General features: G+C 42.6%; 23 protein-coding genes. 6 read left to right on the top strand and 17 right to left on the bottom strand.

Annotated features, from left to right (window positions below; all coding sequences use genetic code 11):
* Positions 1 to 54: 54 nt before the first annotated feature.
* The 11 genes from OCT63_RS14445 to OCT63_RS14495 all read right to left on the bottom strand — a co-directional run bounded on the left by OCT63_RS14445 (position 55) and on the right by OCT63_RS14495 (position 12,773).
* On the bottom strand, positions 55 to 1,488 hold the full coding sequence (locus tag OCT63_RS14445; protein ID WP_269983937.1) for a GumC family protein: 1,434 nt from the start codon (positions 1,486 to 1,488) through the stop codon (positions 55 to 57).
* A complete protein-coding gene (locus OCT63_RS14450) occupies positions 1,485 to 2,603 on the bottom strand; it encodes a glycosyltransferase (protein WP_060467698.1) in 1,119 nt (372 codons plus the stop codon). The genes OCT63_RS14445 and OCT63_RS14450 overlap by 4 nt, the downstream gene beginning before the upstream one ends.
* Positions 2,596 to 3,381, bottom strand: a complete 786-nt coding sequence (locus OCT63_RS14455; protein WP_269983938.1) for an acyltransferase — start codon at positions 3,379 to 3,381, stop codon at positions 2,596 to 2,598. Before OCT63_RS14455 ends, OCT63_RS14450 begins: the two co-directional genes overlap by 8 nt.
* 92 nt (positions 3,382 to 3,473) lie before the next feature.
* The gene (locus OCT63_RS14460) at positions 3,474 to 4,847 is read right to left on the bottom strand and encodes an O-antigen ligase family protein (RefSeq protein ID WP_269983939.1); all 1,374 of its coding nucleotides are present in this window, start codon (positions 4,845 to 4,847) and stop codon (positions 3,474 to 3,476) included.
* 256 nt (positions 4,848 to 5,103) lie between these two features.
* Positions 5,104 to 6,246, bottom strand: coding sequence for a glycosyltransferase family 4 protein (locus tag OCT63_RS14465; RefSeq protein WP_269983940.1), 1,143 nt, complete (start codon positions 6,244 to 6,246; stop codon positions 5,104 to 5,106).
* Entirely contained in the window at positions 6,227 to 7,762 is a 1,536-nt protein-coding gene (locus OCT63_RS14470) for a sigma-54-dependent transcriptional regulator (protein ID WP_161687482.1), read from the bottom strand. The genes OCT63_RS14465 and OCT63_RS14470 overlap by 20 nt, the downstream gene beginning before the upstream one ends.
* Before the next feature lie 249 nt (positions 7,763 to 8,011).
* A complete protein-coding gene (locus OCT63_RS14475) occupies positions 8,012 to 8,395 on the bottom strand; it encodes an Hpt domain-containing protein (RefSeq protein WP_269983941.1) in 384 nt (127 codons plus the stop codon).
* Between the two features lie 367 nt (positions 8,396 to 8,762).
* A complete protein-coding gene (locus tag OCT63_RS14480) occupies positions 8,763 to 9,452 on the bottom strand; it encodes a tyrosine-protein kinase family protein (protein ID WP_060467692.1) in 690 nt (229 codons plus the stop codon).
* Positions 9,452 to 11,551 (bottom strand): SLBB domain-containing protein, encoded by a 2,100-nt coding sequence (locus OCT63_RS14485; protein WP_161674525.1) that lies wholly within the window; start codon positions 11,549 to 11,551, stop codon positions 9,452 to 9,454. The genes OCT63_RS14480 and OCT63_RS14485 overlap by 1 nt, the downstream gene beginning before the upstream one ends.
* Positions 11,548 to 12,381, bottom strand: a complete 834-nt coding sequence (locus OCT63_RS14490) for an OmpA family protein (RefSeq protein ID WP_137033173.1) — start codon at positions 12,379 to 12,381, stop codon at positions 11,548 to 11,550. The genes OCT63_RS14485 and OCT63_RS14490 overlap by 4 nt, the downstream gene beginning before the upstream one ends.
* 62 nt (positions 12,382 to 12,443) lie before the next feature.
* The gene (locus OCT63_RS14495) at positions 12,444 to 12,773 is read right to left on the bottom strand and encodes an STAS domain-containing protein (RefSeq protein WP_017057299.1); all 330 of its coding nucleotides are present in this window, start codon (positions 12,771 to 12,773) and stop codon (positions 12,444 to 12,446) included.
* 294 nt (positions 12,774 to 13,067) lie between these two features.
* On the opposite strand from OCT63_RS14495, the gene OCT63_RS14500 reads away from it, so the two are divergent.
* On the top strand, positions 13,068 to 13,910 hold the full coding sequence (locus OCT63_RS14500; RefSeq protein ID WP_077680390.1) for a DNA ligase: 843 nt from the start codon (positions 13,068 to 13,070) through the stop codon (positions 13,908 to 13,910).
* A 114-nt stretch (positions 13,911 to 14,024) separates the two neighbouring features.
* On the opposite strand, the gene OCT63_RS14505 is transcribed toward OCT63_RS14500, so the two are convergent.
* Complete coding sequence (locus OCT63_RS14505) at positions 14,025 to 15,395, bottom strand: MATE family efflux transporter (protein WP_046224275.1); 1,371 nt, start codon at positions 15,393 to 15,395, stop codon at positions 14,025 to 14,027.
* 151 nt (positions 15,396 to 15,546) lie between these two features.
* On the opposite strand from OCT63_RS14505, the gene OCT63_RS14510 reads away from it, so the two are divergent.
* A complete protein-coding gene (locus tag OCT63_RS14510) occupies positions 15,547 to 16,155 on the top strand; it encodes a riboflavin synthase subunit alpha (protein WP_161679777.1) in 609 nt (202 codons plus the stop codon).
* 133 nt (positions 16,156 to 16,288) lie between these two features.
* On the opposite strand, the gene OCT63_RS14515 is transcribed toward OCT63_RS14510, so the two are convergent.
* Positions 16,289 to 16,492 carry a CPXCG motif-containing cysteine-rich protein gene (locus tag OCT63_RS14515; protein WP_082710327.1) on the bottom strand — a complete coding sequence of 68 codons (204 nt, stop codon included), beginning with the start codon at positions 16,490 to 16,492 and terminating at the stop codon, positions 16,289 to 16,291.
* Between the two features lie 56 nt (positions 16,493 to 16,548).
* Positions 16,549 to 17,415: a fructosamine kinase family protein gene (locus OCT63_RS14520; protein WP_150878032.1), complete on the bottom strand. Its 867-nt coding sequence runs from the start codon at positions 17,413 to 17,415 to the stop codon at positions 16,549 to 16,551.
* A 528-nt stretch (positions 17,416 to 17,943) separates the two neighbouring features.
* Between OCT63_RS14520 and OCT63_RS14525 the strand changes: the two genes are divergently transcribed.
* On the top strand, positions 17,944 to 18,288 hold the full coding sequence (locus OCT63_RS14525; RefSeq protein WP_017057293.1) for a DUF3802 family protein: 345 nt from the start codon (positions 17,944 to 17,946) through the stop codon (positions 18,286 to 18,288).
* Positions 18,289 to 18,368: 80 nt separating this feature from the next.
* Here the strand turns inward: OCT63_RS14525 and OCT63_RS14530 are convergent, their stop codons facing one another.
* A complete protein-coding gene (locus OCT63_RS14530) occupies positions 18,369 to 18,854 on the bottom strand; it encodes a C40 family peptidase (RefSeq protein ID WP_017057292.1) in 486 nt (161 codons plus the stop codon).
* Positions 18,855 to 18,958: 104 nt separating this feature from the next.
* On the opposite strand from OCT63_RS14530, the gene OCT63_RS14535 reads away from it, so the two are divergent.
* The gene (locus OCT63_RS14535) at positions 18,959 to 21,013 is read left to right on the top strand and encodes a methyl-accepting chemotaxis protein (RefSeq protein ID WP_161687486.1); all 2,055 of its coding nucleotides are present in this window, start codon (positions 18,959 to 18,961) and stop codon (positions 21,011 to 21,013) included.
* A gap of 63 nt (positions 21,014 to 21,076) precedes the next feature.
* Here the strand turns inward: OCT63_RS14535 and OCT63_RS14540 are convergent, their stop codons facing one another.
* The gene (locus OCT63_RS14540; protein ID WP_161687488.1) at positions 21,077 to 21,880 is read right to left on the bottom strand and encodes a sterol desaturase family protein; all 804 of its coding nucleotides are present in this window, start codon (positions 21,878 to 21,880) and stop codon (positions 21,077 to 21,079) included.
* Between the two features lie 72 nt (positions 21,881 to 21,952).
* On the opposite strand from OCT63_RS14540, the gene OCT63_RS14545 reads away from it, so the two are divergent.
* On the top strand, positions 21,953 to 22,699 hold the full coding sequence (locus tag OCT63_RS14545) for a tRNA-uridine aminocarboxypropyltransferase (protein WP_082710326.1): 747 nt from the start codon (positions 21,953 to 21,955) through the stop codon (positions 22,697 to 22,699).
* A 163-nt stretch (positions 22,700 to 22,862) separates the two neighbouring features.
* Positions 22,863 to 23,771 (top strand): N-acetylglucosamine kinase, encoded by a 909-nt coding sequence (gene nagK / locus OCT63_RS14550; RefSeq protein ID WP_161687490.1) that lies wholly within the window; start codon positions 22,863 to 22,865, stop codon positions 23,769 to 23,771.
* A gap of 176 nt (positions 23,772 to 23,947) precedes the next feature.
* On the opposite strand, the gene OCT63_RS14555 is transcribed toward nagK, so the two are convergent.
* Positions 23,948 to 24,214 (bottom strand): DUF2960 family protein, encoded by a 267-nt coding sequence (locus OCT63_RS14555; RefSeq protein WP_017063882.1) that lies wholly within the window; start codon positions 24,212 to 24,214, stop codon positions 23,948 to 23,950.
* Positions 24,215 to 24,315: the final 101 nt, after the last annotated feature.

The raw sequence follows: 24,315 nt of genomic DNA on the forward strand, positions 1-24,315 counted from the left end.
AAAGTGCCCATAGAAAGAAAAACACCAGTACGAAGCTGGTGTATTGGTTAAGTCTTAAATTGGATTGCTCATTTTGGGGATAACGGTGATCACAGGAACGCCCAAAATATCTTCGATTTCTTCTTTACGTTTGATAGAAGAATCAAACAATTCGAATAACACCGCTAAACCGACACCAAGACCAATGCCAGCAACCAAACCTGCTAGGATAAATACGAATGTCGGCATGTTAGATTTTACGCTTGGTGTAAAAGGCAAATCAATAATCTTGACTCGCTTGTTCTGCTCGAATATACCTAGAGAGCCTGTTAGTTGTGCCATTTCATAGCGTTCAGTAAGTTCATCATATAACTGACGTTTGATCTTCACATCTCGTTGAAGTCGGTACATCTCTTTTGCGTTTTCACCGAAGTTGTTGGCCTTGTTTTCCAATTCAAAGATTATAGTGCGAAGGCTTTTTGTTTCTTCTGTTAATGATTCAAAGCGTGCTCGAACTAATTGAAGGCTTTGCAATTGTGTGACCAGCAATGGTTGATTGTCGGATAGCTTACTCAATGTTGCGCTACTGGCTATATCCCACAACTGGTCATTGTTCATTCCTGGTTGTTTGAGAGCCAGCAATGTCTTGCGCTCGTTCTCCAGCCTCTCTAGTTCGCGAACCTTGGCTTGAACTGCGCTGTGTTTGTCTGTGTATTTCGCTTGTAGCAAGGTTAGCTCACTACGAATATCAATCAATTGATCTTCTAGGCGCCCAATTACCGGGTTGGTTTTCGATAGTTGCTGATCAATCGAGCCTAGGCTTTTTTGGACACCAGATAACTCCGCCTCTTTCTCGGCCAATGTTTGTTTGAGTGACGCTAGTCGATTCAAACTCTGACTCTGAACTTCAGGTGTTGAGTGTACGTTTTCATTTACATAAAGCGCCAACGCTTCCTCTGCTTTGGCTAATTCTGCGCTGCGTTCGTCAATATGTACTTTTAAAAAGCTACTAGAGTCTTGAATTGATGAACGCTCCGGCGCTAATAGCTGTTCGATAAAATGTTCGCTGACTGACTGAAGAGTTGACTCCATGCCAATTGGAGTGTTTGAACTCAGGCTTATCTTTAGAAAATCTTTTCCTAGTTGAGTGACTGATAAACGTTGTGACAAATCGGAGATGAGTGTCTCTTTGTCGAAATTGGACATTTCCGGCGTGAGCAATTTAAGCTCTTCCGCCACTGAGTAAAGTACATGGCGGCTATGCAATAGTGTTCTCAGTGCGCTAATTCGATCTTTAAGCATTGTCGATACAGCGATGTCTTTTAAGAAAGGGTTCATCTTTGCGGTTTCTTGGATCAACATGCTGGTGTGAGCATCATATTTGGTAGGAGCCAGTTTACTGACTCCGAACCCAACGAAGGGGAGAACAAGAATCGGGACTAATATTACGTAGCGTTGACGCCACATTGCATTCAAAAGAATCAATAACCGCAATTTCAGATTATTCATAGTAGCTCCAACATCCAGTGTACGAACTTGGCACGGTTCTGCCAGCTGTCTTTTTCAACGAGTGATAGTGGTGAGTTGGTAAGCTGCTGAGCTTTGTTTAACGCCTCTATCATTTGTTGTGCGTTACTGACTTTTGTGACGTGATCTTGATAAGGTAATAGCGCTGGAAAAGGCGTGGTTACGATAGGCGTTCCTGCCGCAAGGTATTCCATGAGCTTCAAAGGGCTGCATGCACGAATCTGTTCGTTATCAACAAATGGTAAAAGGCTCACATCCCAATGTTGCGAATAACTTGGCAAAGAATGGTGGGGTTTTGGACCAAGGTAATGAACATTGTCAAGGTTAGGAAGCGCTAAACTATCAAGCTCATTCGGGCCAATGAAAACAAAATCCCAGTCGGGCATTGCTGTCGCTACATGTTCAATAAGGCCGTAATCGAGCCATTGAGATAGGCTTCCATAAAAACCTGCGATTGGTCTGTGATTACTGGGTAAGTCTTTCGCTCTCGGTACTTGAGTAGAGAAAAGGCTTACATCTACGCCATGTGGCAACAACTGGACTTTATCTTCTGGAAACTTGTTTATTAATGTCTTACTCGCGGCAAAGATTAGGTGCGATTTTTTTATCAGATCGGATTCATGCTCTGTAACAGTTTGATGGTCAACTCCGGCTAATGCGCTAAAATCGTCTCCACAATAATAAACCACTGCAGATTCACCAAGGTGACCACACAGGTCGACAGCGGTAGGAAGTGACGTCCACAAGATCGGTGCCCGCATGTTTAGCTTTGCGATAATGGGCTTTAGTTGTTTCAACATGAGCATTTGTGCAAGCTTTCTTGCTAATGTTGATGAAGGTGCGGGGATAGTTTTTAGGTTTACCACCGTAATATGACTGTGTTCATTTGCATCGAGCATATTCTGTGTCACGGCATTGGTTTTACCAAACCATTTGTTGAACGCACGCATGACATCTTTTGTTGACAGTTTAGGTTGTCTTAAACCAATGGAGTTAATCCATAGCACTTTGTGTGTCTTAGCTAAGTGGCGAATCAGATGCTGAGTGGATGAAGGAAGTCCGCCAAAGTCTTCACCAAATACGATTAGATCACGCATGGTCACCTCTATGAGTTTCAAACGATTTAACAGTATCTGGTTTGGCCGCTTCAACAGATTCAATCTGTCCTACAACTCGTGCTGGGTTGCCGGCTGCAATTGCAAATGGCGGGACACTTTTGATGACGACACTACCTGCAGCAATCACAGCACCTTCACCAATGGTCACACCGCCTTTTACGGTCACGTTTGTGCCTAGCCACACATCTCGCTCGAGGATAATATCGCTGATCTGTTGGGGATCATCGCCTTCACCATCAGCTCTTCGTTTTGCATCAAGAGGATGACCCGAATACCCAAACAAGAATGCACCGCCAGCGATACGAACATTGTCAGAGATGATGACGCGTTTGCCCACTGCAATCGTTGATTGCCAGCCGATATCAACATTGTTGCCAATCGATAGAAGAGGGGGCATGAAACTGTCTAGTGGCTGAGAGCACCCTGAAAATGTCGTGTGGCCAGAAACTCGACAGTTATCGCCAATTGAAATTTGTAAAGGACCACTCACAAACGGTAAACCACCGTACAGGTACAAATGTTTTCCGCATTGCGTGACTCTTCCTTTGAATGCGGGTGTCCAATAGCAAAAACGAGTAAAGCCCGTAATCATGCTCACAACCAACGTGTGTAATTGGTAAAGGCAACGGTTAACCATTTGTGGGGTCGGGAGCTCTGCGCTTCTTACGCTTTTCAAAACAGAAAATACATTTCGAATTCGAGAGTTTGGGTGAAACTTAAGCCAATGTTTGAATTGATGTACGGATACTGTCGTCATAATGAAATTCCTTTTACGTTGTTACATAGAAGTCTTTCATATTGCGTGCCACTAAATAAATATATAATTTTCAAATGGTTACAGCCTATCTTTTAGGTTTTCTCATTTTGACAAGCAGTATGAGACACGTTTGATACGCAAACGGTAAGTGCGGCTAAGATGTAAATTGGCCAGTTGAAACCTTGTGTTAGGAAGGTGCCTGATACAATGGTACCAATTAAGCCCGCATAAACAGCATAAGCAACTGCATTAAGCTCGGGAGCGACCGCCGTACCTGCTTCAGACAGTCTTGCTAGTGTGGAGCGAGAAGTTCTGATTAATGAGATAATTAGGATGACAAAAATCATGAGACCAATAAAGCCTGTTTCTGCTAGAACGCCAAACCATGTACTGTGAACCGCGTGATTTAAACCATCCCAGTGGGCGCTATAAAAGAAATAATTTGAGAAGAAGTTGTTTAATCCAACACCAGTCAATGGATTTTCCACGGCCATTTTTATTGCAGCTTCCCAAGCGTAAATTCTCCCCATGGCAGATTCATCAATGCCTTGCTCAGCAGCGCCTCCAGAGGCTCTGTCGGCAATGCCTGCGACAAGATAAAGTATAATCGCAGCTACGGATCCTAGCGATAGCAACAACACTTTTGAACGAATCAATTTCAAAGCAAAAATACCTATTACCGCAATAGAGCCAAGTAATCCGCCACGACTCTGAGTGGCAATAATCGCCGCTAACAATAGGACACAAACTAGCGCACTTATTATTCGCTTGAAATGGGAAATACCTGGCGTCGTGGTTTGACTAATGGCGAATGCGAGTGGGAAAAGCAACACCAAAGCGAGGTCGTTCGGGTCACCGAGCATCGAACCAAAATCTCGTCCAATGGTCACTCTGGAGCCTTCCACAAGACCGATACTGTACACGGAGTTATAAACGGCAATAGTACTCACTAATGCGCCGGCGTAGATGATGGTCATCGCTGTTTTAGCAAGATTTTCTGTTGTGTTAACGAGCCAAACGATAGCGAGGGACATGACTATTATCTTCCAATAAATGCCTTTGAACTCTGCGAGCGCTATGGTTCGGTTCGACGCGAATACGATTCCAATAATGGTTAACACCCAAAATATAGAAAGCCAATTGAGTGAAGGGTGCCAATAGATTTTTAGCTCTTTACTGATTAGTGAGTGCCATAACAGTGCCGATAAGGCCCCCATGGATAGCAGCAAAGGTATTTTCAAAGGGTAAAGTAGCGGTAAAGCTTCGTGAATTCTAAAAAATGAAAACACCACAAACAGGATCACAAACCAAAATGCTTTGTTGATAATTAACAGTGCGCCTAAAGGAATGAAGGCGATCAATATCACCATCGCTGGATGAGGAGCCAAATACCAAGCAGCACCAATCAGTAGGCTTAAGGTGGATAGCCCAATAATGAGTGGTATTCTGTTGGCTTGATATTTCATTGCATCTCCTAGAAACGGATATATCGGCTAGTTCTGTTGATAGGCCTTTCTAATCGACAATTTGATTCTAAAACCAATCAATAATTTTACTTCTTAACAAGAGATAGCAAGGTAAGTGCCACATACGTATTAAATTTAAATCGCTGTATTTGATGAATATTTCAAATATAGATGGGGTGTACTTTGACGATTGTTCAAATTGAGAATCAGATTGAATGGAGAATTAAAGAGATTGAAGTAACTGATTAGAAGGAAATTATGAGCCGTAACACTTTAAGATTTGGGGAATAACAGCTTGAGGGGAGTAACGCTCAATGATGGTGCTTCTTGCTTTATCTCCCACCGTGCTTTTATCTTGAAGAGGAAGATTGATCCAGTTCTGCAGGCATTTATGGAGTTCTGCTTCACTTTGAGCGAGATAACCATTGGTTTGATGTTCAATCAACTGTGGTAGATTACCAACTGCTGTGGCGATAACAGGGATACGTCGTGCCATGGCTTCGAGTGCTGCCATCGGTAATCCTTCATATCGAGAAGGTACAACTAATACATCGATGGTTTGCCACGCTTTTTCCATACTTGTTTGGTGGCCATGAAAGGTGAGATTAGCCGGTTGATTACACTCTAACGATTGTCGTTCAGGGCCATCACCGAAAATGTGGAAGTGTTGATTTGGGTTAGACTTCGCTAACATTACAAATCTATCGGCGGCTTTTTCGTGGCTCAAGCGTCCAACAAAACCTATGTCATAAATGCTGGTGTTTTCTTTTAATACGCCAGGAACTGTCGAGTTAGACTTGCAAGATGAACAGGATCGTTCCGGGATTGAAATGAAGTTATTGAGCAGTGTTGTTTTCGTTGGAATCTTATCTCTGATTTTATCGCTCACCACTAAAGAGTGATTAGAGATAAAACCGCTATACCGGTCGAGAAAATCGTAGAGCCACACTTTTCCTCTTGGCTTTTCTCCTGCGTGATAAGTGGATATTTGACGCAGTTTGTTCGGAGTCGTCGTGAACTTAGTGACCTTACTCACTATGCTCGCTTTGTAACCATGGGCATGGATAAAGCTAGGTTGGTATTCGGTAATTGCCTGTTTGAGTTGAGATAGTGCGTTTTGGCTATTTGGAGCAAGCTCGCAGAGGTGACAGTAAGGAAGCTGTAATTGGTTTAAGCGTGTGATAATCGGCGGTGGAGGGTTGAACTTAGTGAGAAGAACGACTCTTACTTTCTGTTTATGCTCAATTAAACCTATTGCTAATTCAATAACGTGAGTTTCAATTCCTCCGAAAGTTTGGCTGTCGATCAACAGCCAAATTTCATCATGCCCAAGAGCAAGTTGTTGTTGAGCCGAAGTGAGTATCGTCGTGTTCAATTGATTAGGCTTGATTGTACTCATCCTCTGATTCCCAAGCCTGTTTCTTACGATAAACAGTAGAAGGGCTTAGTTCTAGCAATACGGCAGCGCTTAGTACATTGCCATCACAATGATTTATGGCGTGCTGGATTGCTTCACGTTCAATTTGCCACATAGGGCGAATTGCGCCATCACTGGTTGTTAGTGGCGGTGTTATTGGAGCATGTTGTGCTGGCATTTTGTGATCGTGAGTCGTTGAAGTGTGCAGCAGCTCTTCAGGGGGGATTGGTGGTAATCTAGTTTCGGAGACAGCGGTATCTTGAGGCGCAGCAACAGAGGGCGACGCTACATTTCGTATTGAAGTAACACTTTTCGGCGTCGCAATATCCATTCTGTTGATTGGCGGCGGTACCATCTCTATAGTCACGCTCGTTTCGTTGTTTAACACCACTATGTTTCTAATGACGTTCTGTAATTGACGAACGTTTCCTGGCCATGGGTAACGTTTGAGTTGTGTCTGTGTTTCTTTGTCGATGGATTTGAATTTCTTTTTATCTTGCTTAGCGTACAGTTTTAAAAAGTGGTTAGCTAAGGTGAGAATATCACTCCCGCGTTCTCTTAAGGGGGGCATTTCGATAGGCACGACATGTACCCGGTAATAAAGATCTTCTCGGAATCGGCCTTCTTCAACTTCAACGAGTGGATCACGGTTAGTTGCGCAGATAATTCTGACATCAACTTTTATTTCTCGATGACCACCTAACGGTGTGAAGGTTCCGGTTTGCAAGAATCTCAGCAGCTTTTTTTGCATCTCCAATTCCATTTCACAAAGTTCATCAAGAAATAGGGTTCCGCCATGGGCCTGCATTGCTGCGCCTTTACGATCAGTTGTCGCTCCAGTGAAAGCGCCTTTTACGTGACCAAAAATTTCACTTTCCATTAAATCACGAGGAATCGCACCACAGTTAATGGCAACGAATGGTTTACCGTTACGTTGACTTTCTTGGTGAATAGCTTCTGCGCAGACTTCTTTACCCGTACCACTTTCGCCGTGGATGAATACGCTTGCGGTGGTGGGTGCTACCGAGTCAATGATTTTGTAAACCGCTTGCATGGGTAAACAAGAGCCAATGAAATTATGAAAGCGGTTACGATCGAACTTACTCTGTATGTCGTCGACAAGGTTTTCGAGCTTAGCTCTACGTAGGTGGAGGTTGATTGACGTTCTCAGACGGTCGGCCTGAATGGGTTTCTCTAAGAAATCTTCCGCACCACGTTGAATGAGGTCAACAGCGATATTCACGGAACCATGTGCAGTTGCGATTACAACGGCTGTGGGAATGTCATTATCACTGATCCAATCCAATACTTCTTCACCCGGCATATCGGGCAGTTTCAAATCAAGGATAACCAGTTGTGGAGCGTGTCTTTCAATGAATATTTTTGCTTCAGTACCAGTCTCAACATGAAATATATCGTAAGGCTCGTCTTTAACATACTGTTTGTAGAGCACTGCGAGAGAGGTGGAGTCTTCAACCAACAATACTTTAGGGCGCATTGAGTCTTCCTTTTGAAACTTTATCCTAACCAATCAATAGCATAGTGATATGCAACCATCAACATGAAACAAGTAGAATTGTTATCTACGTGTACAATATCTTTAATAACACTTGGTGAGTAACGAATAGTTCTTAATTACTGGATCTTAACAATAAATGTGGTTAAGCCTACTGCAGAGACTTAAATAAGTATTGATACCGTCCTATTCGAAGTTTTGCTTTTCCAGGATAATTCGAAAGCTGACTTATTAACTAAAGCCTTCGTTTTTTCTTTTCAGTAAGGCCTTAATTGAACGGTCTGCGAGCTCTAACAACTCTTCAACCCTAAGAAAGGCGGCATCATACTCTTGCTCTAGACATTGTTTTTCTAAAGTTCGAGACAGCACTGATAGAGGGCGGTTGCCTAACACCAATGCCGTACTGCCTATAGTGTGTACTTCAAATTCGAGGGCTTGTGCGTCGTTATTGGTGGCGGCATGTCTAATGGCGGCTAAGCGCGTGCGTGATTCTTCAACATAGTGATCGATTAGAATAGGGATAACCTCCGCACTTGTGTCATGAATTAGCTGTTTTATAATTCGCTCATCAACAAGTTCTGCAGAGGTGTCTGAAGCTAAAGTCGAGTTGTCCACACTAACTCCTTTATTGTCCCGCGAGTAAATACGCTCGCTTGAGGTATATATACTTTGAGCATTATTAAGTTTTAGTCATTTATTAGAATAATTTCAACTGCTTGCCGGTAAAAGATGAGAATTACTCGACTGGCTCTATAACTAATGACTTAATAAAATCCTGAATGCAGACCTATACCTAGTTGTTCTTGATTCTTTTTAAGGTGTCGAAACCATAGACTATGAGCGAAAATGTGATTTCTTTTCTTTAAAAATCAGTTTCTTAATGATTTCCTCAGTAAGAGGATTGATTATAGAGTTTAAGAGTTTAAAGGCTGGAAGCGCTAGGAAGGGAGAAAGCTGTCAGTTTTAAATGACAGCTAACATATTACATCGACAGGTTTAAGAATTCATTACGATGCAGCTTATTCGCCAAGTTATCACGAATTTTTTTGGGAATGAACTTCATCCGATTGATCTGCCTAACGAGCTCTTGAGCGAAACTAGGATGTTGTTTCATATTCATTACGCAGCCCATGAGAGAGATACTTTTTGCGTCGAGTAGTTGCTTAGCTTGCTCTAGATGATGAGTTGACGTTTCACCATAGGCGACAACCAGTAATGCACAATCACAAGCACTTGCGACGGATTGAGCTGGGATATTACCTTTGTTGATATTCAGTAGTGGTGAGGTATCGACGATGACACGATCATAGCTGTGCAGCCATTGGGTTACTGCTTTTTGAAGCGTCGAAGGATCTTTGTATGCCAGTTGGGCAGACGCCAATTGTGGGGCCGGGACCCCAAGGAACATACGTTGTGACTCTATGTGCTCTATAAGTTGGCCTGACTGATCTTCTTCAAGCATGTTTACATCCTTAAACCCAGGATTAAACAGGTTAAGGTCTACGTAAAGCGTAGAGTGACCTGCCAACAAAAAACGTTCTGCAAGTGCAGTGGCGATAGATGTTACACCGTCACCAGATTGACAAGCCGTAACACAAATCGAACGCTGACCATTAAGTTCCGAAGCTAAATACAATTGTTCAACTTCGGCATGCGTGGCTGAAATAGTCATTATAAAGCTCCTATAAGAACGATGGTGGTCGTGAGACGAAGAATGTCATCTAACCCTACACGGGCTTTTTCAAGAAAACTTTCACGACGGTCAGGAATGTAAATGGTGTCACCCGCGCGCAATACCGGTAAATTGTAAATATTCGCGGTTTTACTGAACTCGATAAGGTTGAAGGTGCGTGCTTGGCCTTGGCAGCAAGACATATTGACGATGGTAATTTTTTCTACGTAAGCATTGTCGGTAGGACCTGCTGCTTCTGCCAATATATCAAGGATCGTCATATTGTCGTTGAACACATAACGACCAGGGTTGTTGATAGCGCCCAGCACTCGAACGGTTGCTTCTTTTGGCGTATCTAACCAATTCTTGTTTTTCTCTGGAATGTAAATGGTGTCACCAGTGGTCACGTTTGGCAGCAATGATTCATCGCCAGTTTCAAAGTAAACGGATAAGTTTAGCTTGCTTACTTGCGAATAGGTTTTGTCACGATGTGTCACTCTAATATTGTGTATATCGGCACCTTTAGCTGGGCCATCAGCGGCAGACAATATGTCTAAGAAGTGCATGTCCTTGGTAAAACGGTAACGGCCGGGGGAATTCACTTGACCAAAAACGTAGATCGAAGCATCTGAGCTTTGACGAACCCATTGTGATTTATTGTCTGAAGGATCTTGTGGTAAGTCATGAACACGAACGATTGAACCCGCTCTAATGGAGGGCATCTGATCTCGTGGGGCGCCGTTTTTAATAAATTCATCAAGGTTAAACACAACCAGTTTTCTGCCTGTCACCACCTCAATTTTTGACGTGTCTGCACGTAGAGTTGGGCCTCCCACATGAGCTAACAAACCCATGAAATTCATTTCATCTGACCATTCGATACGACCGGGGCGATTCACCTCTCCAATAACATTAACGGCTCTATCGGGCGTAATTTTCAACCAAGACTTCTCATTCATATCGGTTTTTTCAGGAACGAAAATCGCGTCACCCGCCTGAATTGAAGGGGGAGCTGAATCTGATATGCCTTCAGTATAGGCTGCTAAGTCAAATTTAAGTACACGGCCATTGGATTTGATAACACGGATTTGTCTAGACTCAGCAAATCGAGTCGGGCCACCAGCATTCGCAAGAATATCCATAAATGTCGCGTCTTTTTTACCTTCAAAAGCACCAGGTGCTGCTACTTCTCCCATGACGTAAACGGTATTCGCACCAGATTTAATCTCTTCTTCTTGTTTCGGTACAAAAATGGTTGAGCCGGGTTGAAGGACGGGCAACAAGCTTTCATCTCCAGAGTCTAGGTAGCGCTTAAGGTTAAACAGGGTCGGTGTGTTGTTCGAAATTACGCGGATTTGTTCGACGCCGGCATAGCGGGTTACACCACCAGAACGCATCAGTACATCAACTAAGTCGGTGTTCTCTTTGTAAGTAAACGAGCCAGGTGCGTTCACTTCACCAAACACCTTAATGGCGTTGCGAGAATCGGCACTGTCGCCAGAGTTAGCAAGTTTTGCAGCATCAAACTCTTGCTCGATGTTGCCTACTAACGGAGAAGCTGGAACAAACAAAGAGTCAAGCGATTGAAGCGTTGGTAAGGTAGATTCATCACCAGAATCAAGGAAACGTTTATAGTTAAACTCTGTCTTACCAGCCCCGCGTTTTAAGATAAGTTTGTCTAATTGTGCGCCCGGACGCAGACCACCCGCAGCATACAATGCCATTTGAATACTAGAGCCCAATGATAATGTGTATTCACCTGGCTTTTCTACGTAGCCTTGAACAGCGATAATGATTTGTTGCTCTTTCACGTAAACTGAAGCGTTAGTTAGATCTTTATATGCGGAGGCTAGTGCTTCAAGCACGACTTGATTCAACTGGTCGTTATCGTAACCCGCGACAAAAATTGTCCCCACTTCCGGAAGAGTGATTCGCCCGCGCTTGTCAACCTGAAAACCTGTATTCAAGGTGACTTCTCCGGGTAAATTGACTTGAATAAGATCGCCCACTTGTACTGCACCTGAAAATTTGTCTTCTGCATTGATTGTGGCTGCAAAGCATAGCGAGATGGTAATAATAAACGTCAGTAGTATTTTCATAATGCGCCTCCCATTTTCGCCGCATTTTCATGTGAGATCACTTCAATGCTTACCCGACGATTGGTTAAACGTGTTTCGTCATTCTCACCTTCGAAAAGTGGTACTGTTTCACCGACTGATACGGCTTTGATTCGTTGTGGGCTTAACCCAAAGATAGTGAGGTAACGCTCAACTTGTTTAGCACGGCCGAGCGCCAGTTTGTTGTTGTAAGTTTCTGATCCGCTTGCGTCTGCATGCCCCGTAACAATGAGGTCTAGCGATTCATTTTGCTTTAAAATATTGGCCGCCTCAGCGAGGTGTCCCATGTACTTAGGATTTACTTCGGTAGAGTTTTTCGCGAATTGATTGTCGACATTGAGTAGGTCATACAACTGCTCAATCACCGACAGTTGCATACGGAATTGACTTTCATTCTTAGGAGGTTCACAACGAGCCTGTGAGGTCACGTAATCAAGTTGGAGCTCAAGTTCATTAAGGCGTTTTCTTTGAATAACCAAATCGTTAGCAGCATCTAACAACAACCCACCTTGCAGTTCGCGTGCAATTCGGTTTTGCTTTTCGATGGCTTGAAGTACCGCAGCAGGAAAGCACCAACGAGCGCCTTCCTGAATTAAGGCGTTTAGGTGCAGTTTTGCTAATTGCCAATCAAAGCGTAAGCCGTGTTCTGGGCCGAGTGGTTCGTCAGGCATGACTGGCGATAAATCTGAATTTTGATAGTTAATGGAATCATAACTTTCAGCCAATCCCCCCGTGCCTTGCTCCGGGTAGCTTGTACAACCAAGAACAAGAAAAGACAGAGAAAGGCCAATATAATTTTTCAGTATTTTCATGCCAACGTCCTTTGTTTTCTATTTTTATTATTATGTTTTGTTATTTCTAGCTTAGTGGATCTTCATGAATTAGTAGGATTTTTTGAGTTAACTGGGATCGCGTGGCCAATGCGAAGTAGCTGCATAATTTCAAGAGGTTGTCCTGAAACATTTTCTAAACGCATATTTCTTTCTCGCTCCGTAAGACGTTTGAACATATAAACAATGGCACCTACACCTGATGAATCAAGAAACTGAACTTGGCTAAAATCCACTTCGATTTCTTGATGCCCATAATTTGAAATAACATCATCAATATCGGCTTGCGCCTCGCGGCTACCTGCTGCGTCTAAATTGCCAAAAATAGAAAGGGTCAGTGTTGTAGTGTCTAAGTCAATTTTACGTAATTCCATAATGCTATCTCCTTTAATGTATGACTTAACAAGAGCATGTAGCATGCCAATTTTAATTTTATTGTTTTTCAATGAGTTACAATGTCTATTGTTTTTAATCTCATATTGATAGAGGTTGTTTCTCAATATGAGAATTAGAAATGAGCTAATTTTTGTGAGTTATAAGTCATTAATTTTATGAATGAAATTTAAAATTAAATAAGGTTGATGTCTGGATCGCATCTTATTCCAAAGTTTGTCTATCTGTGGAGTGGAACGCTTAGGATTGAAGGAGTTATTAATACGGAGCAGATAATGAGGCTAACCAAACTGGCTATAGCGACTTTATGGGCGTGTTCGCTTTCATCTCATTCATACAATTTACCGCCAGAAAATTTAATCTTGGCAAACACATACCAGCAAGGTATTGATGTTTCTGAATATTGGAAAAGTGAAAAGCTCGATGGGATTCGGGCGCTGTGGGATGGTAACCATCTCTATACTCGTAACGGAAACCAGATTTATGCACCAACGTGGTTTACTGAGCAGCTACCAAAGGTCCGCCTTGAAGGGGAGTTATGGGCCGGTAGAGGCAAGTTCCATTTAGTGCAATCGACTGTTCTTGACCATACCCCTAGTGATACAGCATGGCGTGAAATAAAGTTCATGTTATTCGATATGCCGGGAGCGGCGGGAGATTACCAAAAACGCTACTATAATATCTTGCATTGGGTGAGTCTAATTGACGAGTCTCATGTGGGTTATATTGAACATGTCCCAATCAAAAATGAAAAGGCGTTATTTCATCAGTTAGACAATATCGATGAACGTAACGGGGAAGGTTTGATGCTCCGCAAGATCACAAGTCGTTATCAGGCAGGTCGAAGTAATGATCTTCTAAAACTGAAAAGGCATCATGATGCGGAAGCAACAGTCATTGGTTACAAAAGTGGTACAGGGAAATACAAGGGGATGATGGGTTCAATTCTGGTCCACACGGAAGAGGGGGTTGAGTTCTATATCGGTAGTGGATTTAGCGATAAAATGAGACTGTCACCTCCTGAAATCGGCAGCAGGATTACCTTTCGTTATAATGGCTTTACGCAAAATGGAAAACCGAAGTTTGCCCGCTTCGTTCGAGAGAAGAGTGAATATTAGACTACATTCACTGAACTCATACAGTAAAAAATTGAGCTCTAGACTCTTATCTTAAGAAAGTCAGAGCTCTTTTTTATTTGTGGTATCGGTTCTATCAATTTAGCAATTGAGCATTTAACGAGAACTAAATTCTAACTGTACAACGTCATCTTGCTTGTGCATCCAGTGCAGGCGCATACCAAGCATCATTGCGGCTGAAGTGAGTCCGATAATGAAACCAATCCAGAAGCCGTGAGCCCCCATTGGTTCCACAAGCCAATCCGTCATCCCAAGAATATAACCCGTCGGTAGACCAAGTAACCAATACGCAATAAAGGTTATGTTAAAAATAGAACGCATGTCTTTATATCCACGTAATGCACCCGCCGCGATCACTTGAATCGCATCAGTACATTGATATACCGCGGCAAAAATAAGAAGCTGCATGGCAATGGTGATCACTGCGGTGTTTTCTGTATACAGTAATGATACTTGTTCTCTAAACAACACCGTCAATGCTGCGGTCATAAAGGCGGTAACCAAACCAACAATAATCCCTACATGGGTCGCAATCTTAGCGCCTTCGGTATTATTCTCGCCCAGTTTATGTCCCACACGAATACTCACAGCAGCGCCGATACTCATTGGAATCATAAACACTAAAGTCGAGAAGTTAATGGCGACTTGATGCGCTGCAACCACTAATGAACCTAATGGAGCAACCAGAAGAGCAACCACCGCAAACAAGGTCACTTCAAAGAAAAGTGCCGCGGCTACAGGAAAACCTAGCTTAAATAAACGGATTTGTGCTTTTAACTCAGGTTTATGGAATTGACCAAAGATGTTGATCTTCGCGAGACGCTTCGAAGTGAGTATGTATGCAAATAGTAGAGCAAACATTATCCAATAAACGATAGCCGTTGCTACGCCACAACCAACACCACCCAGAGCAGGAGCTCCAAGCTTACCGTATACAAACATCCAGTTAAGCGGGATGTTTAGCAACAAACCAATAAAACCAATCACCATTGCCGGTTTGGTTAAAGACATACCGTCCGTAAAACTTCTTAAGGTTTGAAAAAGTAAGAAAGCAGGCACCGCAAACATTACCGCATGCATATAGCCAATGGTTTTTTGAGCCATCAAGGCTTCAATGTCCATTAGCTCAAGTATGGCTTGAGTTTGAAAAAGTACGCCAATGATCGGCAGTGATATCAACAACGCCAGTACCGCGCCTTGTTGAATTTCGTATGGAATTTTAACTTGACGACCTGAGCCATTAAGTTGAGCAACCACTGGGACTAATGCCATCAATAAGCCTACACCGAACAAGATCGAAGGAAGCCAAATACTCGCAGCTATTGATACTGCGGCCATGTCAATGGCACTCACGCCACCGGCCATCACGGTATCGACGAAACCCATTCCGGTCTGTGCTACGGATGCGATCAATACAGGGGTCGCAAGTTTGATTAGATTTGAGGCTTCTTCTTTGTAACGATGCACAAATTACTCCAAATTAGATTAGTAGTATGAGGGATAGACGTTCAGAAGAAATCAGAGGCACTGATCATTAAGCTTCCATTGGACGAATCATAAAGAAATGTCACAATAACTGCTATTAAAAACTGATAGTAATACGCTAAATAGGAATCTTATGTTTACAGGTATTGTTCAAGGAATGGCAACATTGGTTGCTATAAATAAAAAAGAGTTGTTTCAGACTCATACCATTGAGCTAACAGATGAAATGATTGAAGGACTAGTGATTGGCGCTTCATTAGCTCATAACGGTTGTTGCTTGACTGTCACTGAGATTTCAGGAAACCATGTCGCATTTGATTTAATGCAAGCAACGTTGAGGTTAACGAACCTTGGTCAATTGAATGTTGGAGATCAAGTAAATGTAGAGCGTGCAGCCAAGTTTGGCGATGAAATTGGTGGTCACAGTATGTCTGGGCATATTGCTCTTAAGGCTAAACTGGTTGAAGTGATCACAACTGAAAACAATCGTACGCTATGGTTCGAATTGCCAGAAACATCAATGAAATATGTACTAAGTAAAGGCTACATTGGTTTAGATGGGTGTTCATTGACTATTGGTGAAGTTAAAGACAATCGTTTCTCTGTGCATTTAATACCAGAAACATTAAACCGAACTCTATTTGGTGTTCGTAAAGTAGGGGATGATGTCAACATTGAATTCGACCCTCAAACACAAGCCATTGTCGATACCGTTGAACGCGTACTGGCTAATCAGAAATAGCTTTCTGTTTACTTTAAAGTTTCGTTTACTCTCGAATCAGCCCGGAACATTGCGATAAAGACACTATATAATTAAAAAAGAGCACTTGATGTGCTCTTTTTCTCTCTCTCTATGGGATATCAATACATACGACTCAAAACACCTGCTCGTCATCAGCGTCAATGGATAGACTTATTTTGTCTCTTATCTCGTCGACCTGCATATCTAAGTGAATCGGATTGCAACACACAGGACAATCGTCATAAAATTCCTGGCTGCCGTTGGATGCATCAAGCGTTATATTAATGGCGTGCCCGCAATGCGGGCAGGAGACATGTTTTTCGGTGTATTTATGCATGGCAAATTCTCCCCACTGTAACCAACACCAACCCTAGTAAATTACGGTGATTAGCATTAAACGGCCTGAATTTTCTGAATACACGCTTCGGTTTGTGCCAAATAATGACCGCCAAATTGATTACAGTGATTAAGCAGGTGGTACAAATTGTAAATGTCTTTGCGATCAGTATAGCCAATATCGAGTGTACTGACGCTTTGATAGCCTTCATAAAATTCTTTTGGAAACCCCTCGAACAACTCTGTTAATGCTAAGTCACATTCATGATCACCCCAATAACAGGCTGGATCATAACAGATTGGACCAAAAGCAGAGTTCGCAACATTGCCATACCAAAGATCACCATGAAGCAAAGAAGGGCGAGGGTTGTGGCCTGCGAGGCGCATATTAACAACATCGACGAGTTCATCAATATCACCGAATTTAATGCCTTTTTCTTTCAACAGTTGCAGTTGAAAACCAATGCGTTGTTCTGAGAAAAATCGGCCCCACTTCTTATGCCAAGGGTTAGGCTGCAGTGTACTACCGATGTAATTGTCTTGATCACAACCAAATTCTTTCTGTTCACCCCATTGATGAAGTTGAGCAAGTTGAACGCCGAAATCAAAGCTATTATTGCCGGTTTCTAGCGGCTTGGTTGGTAAGTAATTAAGAATGATGAATGAGCACTCTTTGGTTTTACCAATAAGTACGAGTTCGGGAACATAAACCGTGGAGGTCTCTCTCAACAAACGCAAGTTCTCGGCTTCAATTTCGAACTTTGGTAAAAATTCTCGCTGATTCACTTTCACAAAGTAACGCTCGTTACCATCACTTATCATATAGCAATCATTAATGTCGCCACCAGAGAGCTTGGTGCGTTCAGTAATCTGGAAGCTAAATAGAAGTGTATCTGAAAGCTGTTGAGAAATGGCTTGCCACATAGAAAACCCTCAGGGAATGTTTGTTTAATAGCAATAGTTTAGGATAAATCTGAGTAATTTATAGATGTACTCGTCAATGTTCTTGTTTCTTATTCATCTTATGTTGATTCATTTGGGTAATTTGTGAACTCGAACTATTTCAAGCTCATTGATAAACAAGAATAAATTGAAAATACGATGTCATAAATGGTTTGAGACGAGTCTCACAAACGGCACGTTTTGGATCGTAATAAACTGGAAAAGTCGACATGACTTGTTATTGTTTCAGCTTCATCTTAGGTAAAACCTCAGAGTGATAGAATGTACTATCATTCAGTGGAGAGCCAGGCTGCTGGAACGCTCGTCTAACTCTTTGGAAGCATGTGACTGTCTATGTCATCCGTATATTGCTTGAAATTTAAGCTTAAAGGCTCATTAGTAGCATTTTAATATGATTTTGAGTAATAAAGTGATGACAAACAACTTCATTTACATAGTATTAGGCAATTACGTATTAATCTGCTCTAGAGCTTAAAACGGAGATTTATTGTGGTTGTAGAAACCGATGGCTATTTGGCTTTGATCGAACACTTATCATTTAACTTAGATGTCTTTACGAATAGTAATGGCTATACAGGTAATGAAAGTGTTGAAGACATCATTACTGACATGATTTCAACTAACATCATGGCTATTTTCGAGCAAAATCCAGAGTTACATTCCAGCGTTCGTTTTCAGTTATTGAAAGAAGCTGATGCCGTAGTAGCTGATTTAGGTGAAGTGCTAGCCGGTGTGTGGACCAAAAAAGCAACCAACGAGCAAATTGTATTTCTAGACGAATACATCGCTTTGGTGAAAAACCTATTTGATTCAGCCGTCGCTAAATACGATTAGATAGAACTGATATTATGATGCACGCTTACCTAGCATATTAGTGAGCGTGTAAGGTCGGGTATAAGCCTGCAGTGGATCTGTTATAAACGTCTAAAGTGCCAAAACTTGGAAGCCCAATAAGGGTTATCCAGCCTCGATATAATCACACCTTTCGATGTAGAAGCATGTAGAAATTGATTATTTCCGAGGTAGACACCTACGTGTCGCACAGTCATCGATGTCTTAAAAAACACCAAGTCGCCACTTGTTGCCTGTTCATACGCAATTTCTTTTCCCTTTTGACTTTGATCTTTTGTGGTTCTTGGTAGAGCTTGTTGGGTCGCATTTTGCACGGCAATCTGCACAAAAGCGGAGCAATCTACACCTCTAAATGAGGTTCCACCGAAATGGTACGGCACGCCTTTCCACTGCTCATACACGCTCATATAAGCATTTTTAGTCAATTGTTCCGATTTTGATAAAGGTTTCTGTGCGGTTTGACTAAGCTGAGAGGGAGACGGGGTCGAGCTACATGCAGCTAATGTTGCGAAAGTTATTGTAACTGCAAGCATTTTTCTGAATTTCATATGTAACTCTTCTGAAAAAAAAATGAAATAAAAACGTCATCAAGGACTTCTAGTATACAAACTAACTTAAGGATATCTCTTTTCGTAGTCAAACTGGATTTCACATGCCCGACACAAATTTATCAATAAAACCCTCACGTTATACATTCTCGCTCATCCAAACCGTCACTACCGTATTTATCTCCATTCTTTTACTAGTTAGTTTTTTGTCGATGGTCAGCATAACGGGAGTTGAACGGATTGGGGGTCACTTCAACGCGTTGTCCGAACGAGCACTACCATTAGCTCTTCATAATGCAGAACTGACACAAAACGTGTTAGAGCAGGTGAAGCTCCTCACTTACAGTACTCAATCGAAAGATCTAAACACATTGAATACGACTCGCTCATCTATTGAACAACTCGTCGAGTCAAGTAACAAAGTGCTAGAGGAACTCCTTTTTATCTCTCAATCTTTTCCTGAAGCGATTTCTGTTGAACAAAAGCAAAACCTAACTGAAGACATGACGGCATTAAAGCTTATGACCAACAAGGTCTTGATGTCTCAAATTGAGATTCAAAATAAACAAAATCATATTGATGGCCAAGTCGCTGAGTTTCGCTATGGTGTAAATTCAATTGGACCTGAGATGAATCGTATTAGCTCTTTTCTTGTTCAGGAAAACCCCGCTGCACACGATGCCGCCAACCGCTTCACGGCGAGTGCTTCGTCAATGGCGAATACCTTCCTAATGCTGATGATGCAATCGGACTTAGACAAAGCTGAAAGTGAGTTTCGAGAGCTACGTAATCGCATGGCTGGGATTAATCTCGCTTATGACGATTTTTCAGAATGGCACCCTGATATCACTGAGTTTGCAAGTTTAACGGCCCCTTATGAGATGGTTCAGACTGGATTCCAAGACAATGGTGTCTTAAAACAAATTCTGCTAAAGCTTAAGTTAATCAAGCAACAAGAAGCCGACCTTGCTGAAGTGATAAAGCTTGCCAACACTGTGATAGGCACCTTAAATCAACTGTCTAATACTGCATCCATATTAATTGATGAAAGTGAATCTGTGGTCAATCAAACGATAGCGACCATTGACAGAGTGTTATTTATAAGTGGATTAGTGATCGCTGCTATTATTGCTACTTCATGGTTTGCGTTACGTCGTTGGGTCAATAAAGGGCTCAAAAACATCACTTGCCAACTAAGCTCCCTTGCTGAGCACGATTTTTCAAAGCAAAGCGAACTGGTTGGGCCAAGAGAGCTTCAAGTTATCGCTTCGAAGCTCAATAGCGTTGTAGACTCGACAGCCGATTCTGTACGATCGGTGACGCGTAACTGTGAAACGCTTTACCAAACAGCAGAAGTAAGCCACGACGCTGCAGAACAAACTAATTCTAGCTTGAACGAGCAAAACGAATCGCTGCAGAACATGATCACCACCATTACTGAACTGGAAGCGTCAATCGGTGAAATTGCACGTATTTCGAATGCATCCAATGACGATGCACAAGTTGCAGAAGACGAGTCGGTCAATGGTAGCCAGGTGGTTGGGCTCAACCAGCAACGTTTGCAAGCGTTAGAACAGTCACTAAGCATGAACGAAGAATCAATGGCCGACCTTGATGGCCGCGTGAAACAGATTCGTGAAATGGTCGATATGATCAGTGGCATTGCAGAAAACACTAACTTGTTAGCACTGAATGCGGCCATTGAAGCAGCACGAGCAGGAGAGCAAGGTCGCGGCTTTGCTGTCGTTGCCGACGAAGTACGCAAATTGGCGAGTGGCACATCTCAACAAACCACCAATATTCGCAATATGATGAATGAGCTGGTGGCTGCGGCTGATCGCTCTCGAACGTCTGTTACTGAATCTCGAAGTGAAATGGCCAATGCACTACAAACCAGTGGCGATGTGAAGCAAGCTTTTGAAAAAATTGAGGTTGCAGTTAGCCAAATTAAAGGACGTGTTGAACAAATCATGGTGGCAACAGAGCAACAAGCACGTGCAACGGTTGATGTGACACATTCGATCACTCGTGTTTCTGAACAAGGTGAGAATACTAAGTTACAGCTTGAATCCATGATTGAAAGTTCAGAGCAAGTGGCAGAAATCGCGGGCCACCAACAAGCTATGCTTCATAAGTACCAGTTTGATGCAGAAAAATAACGAATATTGCTAGTGCCTTAAAAACTGAACCACAATAATAAAGCAAAACTTTCGGATAGCTTGTTAGTTCTTATTTTCCTGATTATATCTAAATGGCTGGGTAATCAACTTATCTAGCCTTTGTTCTTTTCCATCGCGTATTTCTGGAACGCCAATGCTTACCTTGTCGTGACCAAGCTTAGGTTGAGCGCGATAGGTCTTGAACCAAATGTCCCACACCGATAAAAAGAAACCAAAATTCGAATGGGTTTCTTTGACGATAACTGAGTGGTGCACTCGATGCATATCAGGCGTGACAATCACTTTGCGTAATTGCTTATCGAACCATAACGGCAAACGACCATTACTATGGTTGAACATCGCACTCACATTCAACACGACTTCGAATATCACGACCGCTAATGCCGGTACGCCGAGTACAAAAATCAATGCGACTTTAATCAGCATCGATAAGACCATCTCAATCGGGTGGAAGCGTGTGCCTGTCGTTACGTCAATATCCAGATCTGCGTGATGAACACGATGGAGTTTCCAAAGCAGGGGAATACGGTGGAAGACGAGATGCTGAGTGTAAATGGCAAGGTCTAGCAACACGACACAGAGAAACACGGTGATTTCAAAAGGAAGCGTAATGTTATTAAACAAGCCCCATTGGTTTTGTTCAGCAATCAAAGCCGCTTGAAACGCTGCAACGGGGATTAATGTTGCCAATAAAATGCTATTAACCGCCATCAACGAAAAGTTATTTCCCCAACGAAACCACTTGTTTTGAGTCAGTGTTTTTCGAGGAGCACGGTACTCCCACAGCGCACACAAGATGAAAGCGGTGATAAAACAGACAAGGCGAAGTAGCGATGGGTCCTGCATAAGAATTCCTTCTATCATTATCAAGCCACTGTAAGTACAATCGTGCCACTTTTCTAGTTCTATCTGTCGTTATTGTCCATGAGAATCCACGCTTTCCACCGTTTGTACCAACACCGTTTATCTCTTTCTACCAAACCGTTTAATGCGCGCGGGTGTAAAGTGGTGCGATGTGAGTACTGCAAAATCAAACAAGACAGTTGTATCTGTGAACACCAACCAGACATAGATACGAACGTCGCGACCATGTTGATCTTGTCAGACAACGAAATCTTAAAGCCGAGTAACACCGGCCGATTGATTGTGGACACGGTAAAAGACAGTCATGTTTACCTTTGGCATCGTACAGAGCCAAACACAGAGATGCTGGAAGTACTCAAAGACGACAAGTATCAGCCTGTCATCGTGTTCCCTGAAGATTACACCGATGACAAAACGCGAGTGGTTCAAGACTTACCACAAATGCGTGACCCGAATAAAAAGCTACTGCTAATTTTCATCGATGGTAGCTGGCGTGAAGCAAGACGTATCTTCAGACGTTCTGAGTACCTGCAAGATTTACCGGTGCTATCGATTGAGCCTGAATCGGTTTCTCAATACATGATGCGTAAGTCTGATAACGACCAACACCTTTCAACCGCAGAAGTAGCGAGCTTAGTATTAAAACAAGCAGGTGAAGAGCAGGGCGCGAAGACTTTGCAGCTTTGGTTTGAAGCCTTTCGTGAAAGCTATATGTTGAGTAAGACTCGTTATAAGTCGGATCCGACCAAACCAAGTCTGAACGCTTTCATAGAGCACGGTAAAAATGAGAAGTCACTCTAACCTTTAACCGCTTTGTGCTGACTTGTTGTTCAAACGGACTCGAACACGAGATAAGTTTGTTATCTATCACGGTTTGTAGGGGGAGTGTTATGGATAATGCTCCTTAGTTTTTTATTTACAAAAATTTGTTTGCCCGAATTTAGGGAAAAATTGGAGAGATTTCATGTATTACGGCTTCGATGTTGGCGGCACAAAAATTGAGTTTGGTGCGTTCAATGAAAAACTTGAGCGAGTAGCAACAGAGCGCGTACCAACGCCAACGGACGATTATCAATTACTGCTTGAAACCATTGCTGACTTGGTAAAAAAATACGATCGTGAATTCTCTTGCGAAGGCAAAATTGGCCTTGGTCTTCCTGGCATGGAAAACGCAGACGACGGCACAATGCTGGTTGTTAACGTACCAGCTTCAACAGGTAAACCACTACGTAAAGATTTAGAAGCGCTGATCGGTCGTAGTGTAAAGATCGAGAACGACGCAAACTGTTTTGCGCTTTCAGAAGCGTGGGATGACGAGCTTAAAGATGAGCCATCGGTTGCTGGCTTAATTCTAGGTACTGGCTTTGGTGGTGGTTTAGTTTACGAAGGTAAAGTGTTCTCTGGCCGTAACCACGTTGCAGGTGAGCTAGGTCATATGCGTCTTCCTATTGATGCATGGTTTCACCTTGGCGACAACGCACCATTATTAGGCTGTGGTTGTGGCAAGAAAGGTTGTCTAGACAGCTACTTATCTGGTCGTGGCTTTGAGTTGATTTACGAGCACTACATCGGTGAGAAGAAGAAAGCGATTGAGATCATCCAAGCATACAACGAAGGTGAAGCAAAAGCGGCTGAGCACGTAGATCGCTTCATGGAGCTCTTGGCTATCTGTTTCGCAAACCTGTTTACTGGTCTTGACCCACATGTTGTTGCATTGGGCGGCGGTCTTTCAAACTTCGAGCTTATCTACGAAGAGATGCCAAAGCGTGTGCCTAAGTACCTGTTGTCTGTAGCGAAGTGTCCTAAGATCATCAAAGCGAAACACGGTGATTCAGGCGGCGTTCGTGGTGCTGCATTCCTTAACATCAAGTAAGATCTATTTGATGTAAGTTATTTAAAAGCACAAATAAAAATGCCGCAATCTCGAAAGAGGTTGCGGCATTTTTTATGGTTTGGCGTTTTCGTTTCTTAAGTCTTAACTACTAACTCTTAGTTCTTAAGTACAAACGAAAAGCTAGAAGCTAGAGAACAGAAAAAGAGCCAGAGGGCTTACTTCTTCTTTTTACCAACACCAAGGTTGTCTTTTTGCTTCAACGTAAGCTTAGTAAAGCCAAGTTTACGGAAGTAGTTGTCTTGGTAGTTACGAACCGCTTTCGTATCAGAAATCAACTCAAGCTGTTGCTCAGTTTTAAGATACTCAGAGATGTCGATACCTTCAGCTGCAGCGACAGCTTCTTGGATCGTGCGGTGTTCTTGTTTAGAAAACAATAACTCTTTATCTTCGTCTTTATAGGTATACAGAATGGTACGAGCCATGGTGCTCTCCAATAGGATTATTACTTTCGCGCACTCTACATAAAAACAGTACGTGGCTCAAGGTAATGGTAAGAAATCTTAAGATTATCGCCTTAACGCTT

The sequence above is a fragment of the Vibrio sp. RW genome (genome assembly GCF_027587105.1).
GTDB lineage: Bacteria > Pseudomonadota > Gammaproteobacteria > Enterobacterales > Vibrionaceae > Vibrio > Vibrio toranzoniae.

Coding starts and splice junctions, on each gene's coding strand:
- OCT63_RS14445 (WP_269983937.1), bottom strand. CDS start 1,488: ATGAATAATCTGAAATTGCGGTTATTGATTCTTTTGAATGCAATGTGG.
- OCT63_RS14450 (WP_060467698.1), bottom strand. CDS start 2,603: ATGCGTGATCTAATCGTATTTGGTGAAGACTTTGGCGGACTTCCTTCA.
- OCT63_RS14455 (WP_269983938.1), bottom strand. CDS start 3,381: ATGACGACAGTATCCGTACATCAATTCAAACATTGGCTTAAGTTTCAC.
- OCT63_RS14460 (WP_269983939.1), bottom strand. CDS start 4,847: ATGAAATATCAAGCCAACAGAATACCACTCATTATTGGGCTATCCACC.
- OCT63_RS14465 (WP_269983940.1), bottom strand. CDS start 6,246: ATGAGTACAATCAAGCCTAATCAATTGAACACGACGATACTCACTTCG.
- OCT63_RS14470 (WP_161687482.1), bottom strand. CDS start 7,762: ATGCGCCCTAAAGTATTGTTGGTTGAAGACTCCACCTCTCTCGCAGTG.
- OCT63_RS14480 (WP_060467692.1), bottom strand. CDS start 9,452: ATGACTATTTCAGCCACGCATGCCGAAGTTGAACAATTGTATTTAGCT.
- OCT63_RS14485 (WP_161674525.1), bottom strand. CDS start 11,551: ATGAAAATACTACTGACGTTTATTATTACCATCTCGCTATGCTTTGCA.
- OCT63_RS14490 (WP_137033173.1), bottom strand. CDS start 12,381: ATGAAAATACTGAAAAATTATATTGGCCTTTCTCTGTCTTTTCTTGTT.
- OCT63_RS14495 (WP_017057299.1), bottom strand. CDS start 12,773: ATGGAATTACGTAAAATTGACTTAGACACTACAACACTGACCCTTTCT.
- OCT63_RS14500 (WP_077680390.1), top strand. CDS start 13,068: ATGAGGCTAACCAAACTGGCTATAGCGACTTTATGGGCGTGTTCGCTT.
- OCT63_RS14510 (WP_161679777.1), top strand. CDS start 15,547: ATGTTTACAGGTATTGTTCAAGGAATGGCAACATTGGTTGCTATAAAT.
- OCT63_RS14515 (WP_082710327.1), bottom strand. CDS start 16,492: ATGCATAAATACACCGAAAAACATGTCTCCTGCCCGCATTGCGGGCAC.
- OCT63_RS14520 (WP_150878032.1), bottom strand. CDS start 17,415: ATGTGGCAAGCCATTTCTCAACAGCTTTCAGATACACTTCTATTTAGC.
- OCT63_RS14530 (WP_017057292.1), bottom strand. CDS start 18,854: ATGAAATTCAGAAAAATGCTTGCAGTTACAATAACTTTCGCAACATTA.
- OCT63_RS14535 (WP_161687486.1), top strand. CDS start 18,959: ATGCCCGACACAAATTTATCAATAAAACCCTCACGTTATACATTCTCG.
- OCT63_RS14540 (WP_161687488.1), bottom strand. CDS start 21,880: ATGCAGGACCCATCGCTACTTCGCCTTGTCTGTTTTATCACCGCTTTC.
- nagK (WP_161687490.1), top strand. CDS start 22,863: ATGTATTACGGCTTCGATGTTGGCGGCACAAAAATTGAGTTTGGTGCG.
- OCT63_RS14555 (WP_017063882.1), bottom strand. CDS start 24,214: ATGGCTCGTACCATTCTGTATACCTATAAAGACGAAGATAAAGAGTTA.